Here is a 9,999-nt window from a genome sequence, read left to right as displayed (position 1 = left end):
AAAGATATTACTAAGGTTCATTGTAGTGACGGATATAGCTACGTTTGACTACGGAAAACTACAATTTTATGAGATTAAATGCAGAGACAGTGATAGTCTATCTAAGTTTATTCTCAACTTAAACAGCGATCGCCAACTTGCAGAAAAAATGGGTAATGCCTCCCGCGAATATTTGCAGTCAAACTTTACGCCAGAAATCATCGCTAAACAATACATCAATGTGTTAGAACAATCTATAATTTGAAATGTCACTCCAGCGTTATCAACGTCAGTGTGTGAACAAATTCAGTAAATTTAAGACAACTCAGTTAACAAAATTTAATACCTCAGACGATGTTGAATCAGGAGTTGGGCTTTGATGGTCTTTTTGATCTCAGTCCCTCCCATGCAACCTTCTTACGATCTATTGTTTAGTTAGTGATCAGGAGGCCAAAGTGCAGAAAAGGTGTGAGCGAAATCGGAAACGTTCCCAACGCAGGGCTATCCATTGTCCCATACATGGCTGCTATATAGATAGTGTTAGCCAAAAACACGGACTATTTGCCGAACAAGCCGGACAACTACAAGAGCGGGGTATTCCTCGTCGAGAAGCGATGATTTTAGTCGCCAATAAAACTACAGTTTCTTTAACTGGTGAGTGGTTAGAGGCTTTTTGGTGCGAAGAGTGCCAAGAAACAAAATGGTATCATGTGCATAAGCATGGATCTAAGTATGAGATATCTCTTGCCCCAGCCGAACTTTGGCAACAAGCAACAGGTGTCATTCATCCCCATCGGAATCCTTCTGTGGGAGAATTTACCTACAGACAATCTCGGATGCTTGGAGGTAACAGTGTTAAAGACTTCTGGGTAATGAATTGATATTGATATGAAAAAAGCTCTCATTTGTGGAGTATCTGGACAAGACGGCGCATATTTAGCAGAATTACTGCTAAAACAAGGCTACACAGTCTGTGGAACTTCCAGAGATGCCCAAATCTCCCCTTTCCAGAATTTAGTCCACTTAGGAATTAAAGACCAAGTAAAGCTGGAGTCAATGTCCTTAACTGACTTCCGTAGCGTCTTACAGGTACTGACAAAAATCCAACCAGATGAAGTCTATAATTTGGCAGGACAAACTTCCGTCGGTTTATCTTTTGGACAACCTGTAGAAACATTAGAAAGCATAGCTACAGGCACACTAAATTTATTAGAAGCTATTCGGTTTTTAGGCGCGACCATTAAACTTTATAATGCAGGTTCGAGTGAATGTTTTGGTGATACTGGCAATGTAGCAGCAGCAGAAAATACTCCATTCCGTCCAAGGAGTCCTTATGCTGTAGCCAAAGCCGCTGCTTTTTGGGAAGTAGCTAACTACCGAGAAGCTTACGGATTATTTGCCTGTTCTGGCATTTTATTTAATCATGAATCTCCCCTGCGTCCAGAAAGATTTGTCACTCAAAAAATTATTGCTACTGCCTGTCGGATTGCCCAAGGTAGTCAGGAAAAATTATATTTAGGTAATATGTCAATTCAGCGGGACTGGGGTTGGGCGCAAGAATATGTGGAAGCAATGTATTTAATGTTGCAACAATCACAGCCAGATGATTATGTAATTGCAACGGGAGAAAGCACTTCCCTGGAAGATTTTGTCGCCGCAGCATTTGTATCTGTAAATTTAGATTGGCATGATCATGTAGTAGTTGATAGTAGCCTGTTTAGACCTACAGATTTGTCCATGGGTAGAGGTAATCCAACTAAAGCGAAACAACAGCTAGGGTGGGAAGCTAGATATAAAATGCAGGATGTGGTGAAAATGATGGTAGACGCGAGGTCAGAATTATGAAAAAAATCTCATCCAGTCGGGAACTTTTGCTAAAATAGTTAAGTGAAATATCGCTGAGATTGAAATCAAACATCGTTTATAAACTCAGCCAAAACATTAAGCAAAATTAAGGTTATAAGAAATGGCTTATAGTGACTTTACTCTAGAGAGAATCACTAAAATATTTGGCATTAATATTGAAGAAAGAACAAATGTTTTCACTGCTTTCGACCAGTTAACAGTTGATGCTTTTTTTATCAAATACTTACAAAATAATATTCCCTTAGCTCAAGCAATTAGTACAGAGAAAGCCAAATCAGAAATGATTATTGCCCCTGTTTTAATTGAAGTAAGAAGATTATTAGATAATAAAATTAGTTTATTCTCAGGAATTGATTTTAATGTTAATATTGAGCAAGGTTTAAATGGATTTTGCGATTTCTTAATCGGTCTATCATCTCAACAGTTATATGTGACATCTCCTGTGATCGCTTTGGTGGAGGCGAAAAATGATAATCTTAAACAAGGATTCGCTCAATGTATTGCAGAAATGATTGCTGCTGCTCAATTAAATCAATCAGAGGGAAATAATGTTGAAAATATTTATGGTTGTGTTACCAATGGCAATCAATGGGTGTTCTTGCAATTAACTGGTAATCTAGTGGTAGTTGATTTAGATGAGTATTATATAAATCAACCAGAAAAAATTATTAGTGTATTTGTGAGTCTAATTAAGTCAGAGTCCAATCGGAAACAAATCTAGTTTTTGAAAGAAATTAGAACAACCTAACTGCTATTGAAAAACAGAAGACTACGAGTTAATTCCGGGGTTTTCAGCCTATGTTCTTATAAAATACAAGATGTCGTGAAAATGATGGTAAATATGAGGTTAGCTAGATCAGAGTCATGAAAGAAACCACTTCTCCACCAGAACTAATAATTGAAGCAGGGCGGACAGAAAAGCAATACTGGCAAGATTTATGGCGATATAGAGAACTATTTTACTTCCTAGCTTGGCGAGATATTTTAGTTAGATATAAACAAACAGCCATTGGGATTGTTTGGGCGCTAATTCGCCCTTTTTTGACAATGGTAGTATTTACAGTAGTATTTGGACAATTGGCAAAATTACCTTCTGAAGGTGCGCCCTATCCAATTCTCGTATTTTCCGCCATGTTACCTTGGCAGTTCTTTTCCAATTCCCTCTCAGAGTGTAGTAATAGTTTAATTGGTAATGCCAATTTACTATCAAAAGTCTATTTTCCCAGATTGGTAGTACCTACTAGCGCGGTAGTAGTTAGCTTTGTGGATTTTATGATTTCCGGGATAATTTTATTGGCTTTAATGGCATGGTATAACTTTGTTCCCACTTGGCGAATTTTAACCTTACCATTATTTATTGGTGTGGCCTTTGCTGCTTCAATGGGTGCAGGATTATGGTTGGCTTCCTTAAATGTGCAGTATCGAGATTTCCGGTTTATTGTCCCATTTATTGTCCAGTTTGGTTTATACATTTCACCCGTAGGATTTAGTAGCACTATTGTTCCTGAAAAGTGGCGGTTTCTCTACTCCTTAAATCCAATGGTGGGAGTAATTGATGGTTTTAGATGGGCAATTTTGGGCGGTAACTCCCAGTTATATTTACCAGGTTTTATTCTCTCTATGGCTCTAGTTGTTTTACTATTAGTGAGTGGAATTTGGTATTTTCGGAAGATGGAACGAACGTTTGCAGATGTTATTTAAGATCATTTGCTAGAATGGAAAAGTTATTTTCACAAGAGAGATTTCATGGTTAAGTAGGTGATAATCAATCTATAGTTGAATCTTGGCAACAGCGATTAAATACAGGAGATAATTAACAATGTATCAAAGCGATGTATATAGCAAACCTAGCTATGAGCCATTACCTCCTCAACAAACACTGCCAACGATGTATGATTTACCTAGCGAAGATCCAGAGGAGCCAGGTTTGCCAGACGAATTTCATCTTTTACAACCAGAGTTATTGCGTAGTACCTTTAGTCCGCCTTCCTACGCAGAAGATAATGTATTTACAGGTAGTGACTTAAATTTATACTATGACAGCAAGCATACACAATGGTACAAACGCCCTGATTGGTTTGCGGTATTAGGAGTATCCCGTTTTTATGAACAAACAGAACTAAGATTAAGTTATGTTACTTGGTATGAAGGAACATATCCCTTTGTGGTAATAGAACTAATATCTCCAGGAACAGAAAACGAAGACTTAGGGAGAAATAGAAATTTACGGGAAGTTAATCAACCTCCTAATAAATGGACAGTATACGAGCAAATTCTCAGAATCCCCTATTATTTTGCCTATAACCGTTATACTAACGAGTTTCACTGTTTTGGTTTAGTAATGAACCGTTATCAACCTATCTCTATTAATGGATTAGGAGTATGGCTAGAAGAAGCTGAATTGGGTTTAGGATTATGGGAGGGAGAATATCAAGGACTAACTAGACAGTGGTTACGTTGGTATGATAAAGAGAATAATTGGTTGCCTATGCCAGAAGAACGAGAAAAACAACGGGCTGAACAAGAAAAACAACGGGCAGAACAGGAAAAACAGCGGGCAGAACAGGAAAAACAACGGGCAGACTCTGCTGAATTAGAAGTAGCTAAATTACGACAATTGTTATTGGAACAAGGTATCAGCTTACCTAATGATCAATAGGATTGAAAAATTGTCCGGTACAAAGGTAATCATTACTAATTTTATGTCTAAATCACCTCTCTACGAAACAGATTTCATGGATTGGTTAACTCAACAAAAATTAGCCTTAGCTAGTCGAGATATCACAGCTTTGGATTGGGAGAACTTGGCAGAAGAGTTAGATAGTATGGGCATTAGTGAAAAAAATGAGTTGAAAAATCGGCTAATAATTTTATCAACTCATTTGCTAAAATGGCAATACCAATCTTCTAAACGTTCTATTAGTTGGTTTACCACTATTGCCAACCAAAGAGATGATTTACAAGATTTACTCAATGAAAAACCAAGTTTAAAACAATATATTCCTGATATTTTACCCAAAGCTTATCGAAATGCGAGAAGAGAAGCATCGGCAGAAACAGGTTTAGTATTAAGTACGTTTTCAGAAATTTGTCCTTATGATATACAAGAAATATTAAATCCTGAATTCTTGTGTAACACTACAGATGATTTTGAAAAAGCTATGTAGTGAGCTAATCAATCATTTATCAGATAAATCCATACGTCAAATCAATAATTTTCAAATTGATAAATTAATACTTATGTCAGATACAGTTATTCGTGTTGAAAACCTGGGTAAAAAATATATTATTGGACATCAGCAGCAGGAACGTTATACAGCACTGCGAGATGTGATTACTAATAAGGTTAAATCCCTTGGTAGTTTAATTAATCCTAAAGAGAAGGTTGAAAATCCAGCTTTTGAAGAATTTTGGGCTTTAAAGGATGTATCCTTTGATATTAAACAAGGTGATAGAGTTGGGATTATTGGCCGCAATGGGGCGGGAAAATCAACACTATTGAAGATTTTAAGCCGAATTACTGAACCGACAAAAGGGAGTATTAAAATTAAGGGTAGGGTTGCTAGTTTATTGGAGGTGGGAACAGGGTTTCATCCAGAATTGACGGGGAGAGAGAATATATTTCTCAATGGTGCTATTCTGGGTATGGGTAAGGAGGAGATTAAGCGGAAGTTTGATGAAATTGTGGCTTTTGCGGAGGTAGAAAAGTTTCTAGATACCCCTGTGAAGCGGTATTCTTCGGGAATGTATGTGCGGTTGGCGTTTGCGGTGGCGGCGCATTTAGAACCGGAAATTTTGATTGTGGATGAGGTGTTAGCTGTAGGGGATGCAGCATTTCAGAAGAAGTGTTTGGGGAAAATGGAAGATGTGGGGAAGGAGGGGAGGACAGTAATATTTGTTAGCCATCAAATGGCTACAGTAACCACGCTGTGTCAACGTGCAATATGGTTAATAAATGGTAAAGTACATCAAGAAGGAAATGCTGATTGGATAACTAGCAAATATTTAATTCATGGTTCTGAATTATCAGGAGATGTCACCTTAGAACCTAATAATCAAGATCCCCGGTTTCACTTTAAGCGAATTACATTGTTAAACGTAGAAGATAAATGTACTTCTGTATTTGATGTTAAAGAACCAATTAAAATTCGTTTAGAGTATTTTGTATTTAAGTTTGTTAAGGGATTAGAGTTAACTATTAGGATTTACAACTCTGGAGGTATAGCAATTTTTAGTGTAAATCGCTCTTCATCATTAGAGGGTGAAATCAAAGAAGGTTCTTATATGGCTGAAATTTGCTTGCCAGCTAAATTTCTTGTATCTGATACTTATACAATTGATGTGGGCGCACATATTCCTAAAGCTGAGGTTCTATCACATTATCAATCTTTAATTAGTTTTGAAATAGAAGAAACAGGAAGTGATATGTCTTTGTATAAAGGTGCAGGTTTTGGAGTTGTAATGGTAGATTTGGATTGGCTGGAAAAGAGTCAATTGCATTAGATTCCTAAGACAAATTTTAATTCACTTGGCGCTAAAAATCACTTTTATACTCGTCCAAGAATATTATAAACTAAAAAAGTATGTCTCCAACTAAGATAAATTCATTAATTAAATATATCATATATGCATTAAAAAAAATAGTAGCTTATCTAGAAAAAAAAATAAATAACCATGAAGAAATAGAAGCCGATATTAAAATAGATCCCTCTTCAATTTGTAAGTTAAATAATATTTGCTTCAAGAAAGGATGCTTTCTAAATATAGAAGCACAAACACAAGTAATTGGCACTCTGATATTTGAAAGAGAAAATGCTTCTATATCAATTGGCAAACGAGTATTTATAAGTGGTTCAATTATTGCAGCTCAAAGAGTAGATATTGGTGATGATGTACTGGTTTCATGGGGTACAACTATTGTTGATCATAATTCTCACTCCACATCCTTTACACTACGAAGCAACGATGCTGTTGATTGGCTAGAAGGAAAAAAAGATTGGACTCATGTGAAAATAGCACCAGTAAAAATATCTAACAAAGTTTGGATAGGTTTTAACTGTATTATTTTAAAAGGAGTAACAATTGGAGAAGGAGCAGTAGTTGGAGCAGGTTCAGTAGTAACAAAAGATGTTCCACCGTGGACAATTGTAGCTGGTAATCCAGCACGAATCATTAGGGAGATTCCAGAAAATGAGCGTTAAAATGCTAACTTGGGAACAGGCAGTTCAATCATTAAGAAATCAGCCTGATCAAAAAGAACTAGTTCAATATTGCTATTATGATGACCCACTGGAATCTGCGGCTGAACGGTTTGCTCAAAGTGAAGAATGGATTGCTGTAACTCAACTATTGAAGCCAAAAATCCCTGGTCAAGTTTTAGATATAGGAGCAGGAAGAGGAATTTCTAGTTATGCCTTTGCAAAAGCTGGATGTTCTGTCACGGCTTTAGAACCAGATTCTAGTAAGTTAGTAGGTGCTGGAGCTATTAGCAATTTATTTAAAAATACAGGTTTACCTATTCAAATCGTACAGGAATGGGGAGAAACATTACCATTTGCCAATAATACATTTGATATTGTTTATGGTCGAGCAGTATTACATCATGCCAAGGATTTAAAACAACTGTGTAAAGAAGCGGCAAGAGTTTTGAAGCCTGGTGGTTATTTTCTTGCTACTCGTGAACATATTATTTCTCGAAAAGATGACCTACAAAAATTTTTAGATTCCCATCCTCTGCATCATCTTTATGGTGGAGAAAATGCTTATCTTTTAGAAGAATATACAGATGCCATTCGTTCATCAGGATTGCAAATAATTCGCTCTTTTAATCCTTTAGAAAGCGTCATCAATTATTTTCCTATGAGCAAATCTCAGTATCAAAGCCAGGTAAAAAACTCTTTGGCTAGGCGGTTTGGAGAAACATTAGCTAGTAAATTGGCTATGTTTGAACAAGTACAATCATTATATAGCTGGTATATGTCTCGAAAATTAGATACTCCTGGTCGTTTATATTCATTTTTAGCCATCAAGCCATCATGAATAGCAACAAAATTGCTTTAATTACGGGTGTAACTGGCTTTCTTGGTCGCTATATTGCCCGTTATTTCTCAGAACAAGGATGGTCAGTTATCGGTATTGGTACATCTCCACCTGAAAATGCACCATTAGCTAACTTAACAAAATACCATTGCCTGAGATTACCTGATTCGGCTTTACATAGCATTTTACAAGATCATCCTCCTTCAATTTGTATTCATTGTGCGGGACGTGCTTCAGTTCCCTTATCCGTCTCTGAACCTGTCTCAGACTTTTATACAAATTCAGTAATTACCTTTGAATTACTTAATGCAATACGTCTCCATTCTCCTAAATGCAAATTTATCTTTCTTTCCAGTGCCGCAGTATATGGTAATCCCCAATGTTTACCTGTAACTGAAACACAAACAGTTAATCCTATCTCACCCTACGGTTTTCATAAACTAATGTGTGAACAAATGTGTCTCGAATTTACAAAGGTTTATGGGTTACAAACAGCTAGTGTGAGAATATTTTCTGCTTATGGTCCTGGTTTACGTCGTCAAGTGGTCTGGGACATTTGCCAAAAAGCAATAACTCAGGGTAGTTTATTATTACAAGGTACAGGACAGGAAAGCCGTGATTTTATCCATGCTTTAGATATCGCTAGAGCATTAAGCGTAGTTCTAGAGTCTGCACCAATGGGAGGAGAAGTATATAATCTAGGCACAGGTAAAGAGGTAAAAATTTCTGAACTGGTAACAATGGTGTTAAATTCATTAGAGGAAGATTTTACACCGGAATTTGATGGTGTTGTCCCTCCTGGTAATCCTCTTAATTGGCAAGCTGATATTTCTCAATTAAAATCTATTGGCTTTACTCCTACAGTTGAGTTAGAACGGGGAGTTAAAACTTTTGTAAACTGGTGTCGTGCTGAGTTGGTAGGTGTATGAAAAAATTATTTAAAATTGGTTTGATAATGCAAGGTGGAATTGGTTGGATAGGTGGTACTGAATATATCAAGAATATTATATTGGCACTATCAAGTTTTCCAAATGAAGAACGGGAAACTTTTGAAATTTGCTTATTATATAATCAAGATATTGCCCCTGATATTCAAAATCAATTAAAGCCTTATTTAAATGCCGCCTACAAGCTAGAGAATGAATTAGAACAGATAAATTTTGTTGGTCGCTTGAAATGGAAAATAAGAAGAGTTTTATTTAAGCAAACAGATCCTCGTTTTTCAGATTTCTTAAATAAGAATAAATTCAATTTCATCTATCCTTATCTAGTACCTAAAAACGAAAAATTATTATATCAAGGATGCCCTTGGATATATGATTTTCAACATAAATATTTACCTGATTTATTCACAAAATCAGATGTAGAAGGACGTGACAGAGGATTCGCCCAAATAGCTGATTTGAGTTCAAGAGTAGTATTGAGTAGTAAGACAGCAGCAGCCGATTTTCAAAAGTTCTTTCCAGATTCCAAATGTCAAACAGAAGTTTTACAGTTTAGAACCTCTTTACCTAGTAATTGGTATGAATTAAATACTGTAGCAATACAGCAAAAATACAATTTACCAGACCGATTCTTTTTAATTAGTAATCAGTTCTGGCAGCACAAAAATCATTTAATTGTATTAGAATCTTTAAAAATCCTACAAAAAAGTTCTATTTATCCGGTAATTGTATGCACAGGGCATATTTATGATCATCGCAAACCAGATTATATAGATATAATTCTCAAAGCTATTCATACTTATGGCCTAGTAAATCAGGTTTACCTACTAGGTTTAATTCCTAGAATTGATCAAATTCAACTTATGCGTCATTCCTTAGCCGTGATTCAGCCTTCCTTATTTGAAGGTTGGAGTACGGTTGTAGAAGATGCTCGTTGTCTTGGTAAGAAAATGATTTTATCTGATTTTCCAGTTCACTTAGAGCAAGATCCACCAGGAAGTGTATTTTTTGAGCGAAACTCTCCACAGCAACTAGCTGATTTAATTGGTGAATGGTGGGAAAAACTACCTGCTGGAGTAAATTTAGAAGAGGAAAGTTTAGCTCAACAGAGAAATAAAGAAGATGTGAAAAAATTCGGATACCGTTTTCTGGAAATTGCTAGAAATAGTCA

General features: G+C 36.2%; 11 protein-coding genes and 1 pseudogene. All 12 read left to right on the top strand.

The window, feature by feature from the left end; translation table 11 throughout:
- Window positions 1–244: pseudogene (locus AN490_RS05200) on the top strand (hypothetical protein); the annotation flags it as partial.
- Window positions 245–434: 190 nt separating this feature from the next.
- Entirely contained in the window at window positions 435–860 is a 426-nt protein-coding gene (locus tag AN490_RS05195) for a hypothetical protein (protein ID WP_271837725.1), read from the top strand.
- A 7-nt stretch (window positions 861–867) separates the two neighbouring features.
- Window positions 868–1,824 (top strand): GDP-mannose 4,6-dehydratase, encoded by a 957-nt coding sequence (locus AN490_RS05190; RefSeq protein WP_300000628.1) that lies wholly within the window; start codon window positions 868–870, stop codon window positions 1,822–1,824.
- Between the two features lie 121 nt (window positions 1,825–1,945).
- Window positions 1,946–2,566 (top strand): hypothetical protein, encoded by a 621-nt coding sequence (locus AN490_RS05185; RefSeq protein ID WP_300000626.1) that lies wholly within the window; start codon window positions 1,946–1,948, stop codon window positions 2,564–2,566.
- 143 nt (window positions 2,567–2,709) lie between these two features.
- A complete protein-coding gene (locus AN490_RS05180; RefSeq protein WP_015080490.1) occupies window positions 2,710–3,546 on the top strand; it encodes an ABC transporter permease in 837 nt (278 codons plus the stop codon).
- 118 nt (window positions 3,547–3,664) lie between these two features.
- On the top strand, window positions 3,665–4,504 hold the full coding sequence (locus AN490_RS05175; protein WP_300000622.1) for a Uma2 family endonuclease: 840 nt from the start codon (window positions 3,665–3,667) through the stop codon (window positions 4,502–4,504).
- 43 nt (window positions 4,505–4,547) lie between these two features.
- Complete coding sequence (locus tag AN490_RS05170) at window positions 4,548–5,012, top strand: DUF29 domain-containing protein (protein WP_300000620.1); 465 nt, start codon at window positions 4,548–4,550, stop codon at window positions 5,010–5,012.
- Window positions 5,013–5,085: 73 nt separating this feature from the next.
- Complete coding sequence (locus AN490_RS05165) at window positions 5,086–6,348, top strand: ABC transporter ATP-binding protein (protein WP_300000618.1); 1,263 nt, start codon at window positions 5,086–5,088, stop codon at window positions 6,346–6,348.
- Window positions 6,349–6,428: 80 nt separating this feature from the next.
- Window positions 6,429–7,046, top strand: a complete 618-nt coding sequence (locus AN490_RS05160) for an acyltransferase (RefSeq protein ID WP_300000616.1) — start codon at window positions 6,429–6,431, stop codon at window positions 7,044–7,046.
- On the top strand, window positions 7,036–7,884 hold the full coding sequence (locus AN490_RS05155; RefSeq protein ID WP_300000614.1) for a class I SAM-dependent methyltransferase: 849 nt from the start codon (window positions 7,036–7,038) through the stop codon (window positions 7,882–7,884). Before AN490_RS05160 ends, AN490_RS05155 begins: the two co-directional genes overlap by 11 nt.
- Window positions 7,881–8,813, top strand: coding sequence for an NAD(P)-dependent oxidoreductase (locus AN490_RS05150; RefSeq protein ID WP_300000612.1), 933 nt, complete (start codon window positions 7,881–7,883; stop codon window positions 8,811–8,813). Before AN490_RS05155 ends, AN490_RS05150 begins: the two co-directional genes overlap by 4 nt.
- A partial coding sequence (locus AN490_RS05145) for a glycosyltransferase (protein WP_300000610.1) occupies window positions 8,810–9,999 on the top strand: 1,190 nt, incomplete at its 3' end. The genes AN490_RS05150 and AN490_RS05145, both read left to right, overlap by 4 nt.

It is taken from the genome of Anabaena sp. AL09 (assembly GCF_001672255.1).
Taxonomy (GTDB): Bacteria; Cyanobacteriota; Cyanobacteriia; order Cyanobacteriales; family Nostocaceae; genus Dolichospermum; species Dolichospermum lemmermannii.
Note: the sequence above shows the minus strand (reverse complement) of the source record. Positions and strands in the feature narration are given on the sequence as shown.

What these genes read in the sequence shown, in the direction of transcription:
- AN490_RS05180 (WP_015080490.1), top strand. Translation starts at nt 2,710, where the DNA reads ATGAAAGAAACCACTTCTCCACCAGAACTAATAATTGAAGCAGGGCGG.
- AN490_RS05160 (WP_300000616.1), top strand. Translation starts at nt 6,429, where the DNA reads ATGTCTCCAACTAAGATAAATTCATTAATTAAATATATCATATATGCA.
- AN490_RS05150 (WP_300000612.1), top strand. Translation starts at nt 7,881, where the DNA reads ATGAATAGCAACAAAATTGCTTTAATTACGGGTGTAACTGGCTTTCTT.
- AN490_RS05170 (WP_300000620.1), top strand. Translation starts at nt 4,548, where the DNA reads ATGTCTAAATCACCTCTCTACGAAACAGATTTCATGGATTGGTTAACT.
- AN490_RS05190 (WP_300000628.1), top strand. Translation starts at nt 868, where the DNA reads ATGAAAAAAGCTCTCATTTGTGGAGTATCTGGACAAGACGGCGCATAT.
- AN490_RS05175 (WP_300000622.1), top strand. Translation starts at nt 3,665, where the DNA reads ATGTATCAAAGCGATGTATATAGCAAACCTAGCTATGAGCCATTACCT.
- AN490_RS05165 (WP_300000618.1), top strand. Translation starts at nt 5,086, where the DNA reads ATGTCAGATACAGTTATTCGTGTTGAAAACCTGGGTAAAAAATATATT.
- AN490_RS05185 (WP_300000626.1), top strand. Translation starts at nt 1,946, where the DNA reads ATGGCTTATAGTGACTTTACTCTAGAGAGAATCACTAAAATATTTGGC.
- AN490_RS05155 (WP_300000614.1), top strand. Translation starts at nt 7,036, where the DNA reads ATGAGCGTTAAAATGCTAACTTGGGAACAGGCAGTTCAATCATTAAGA.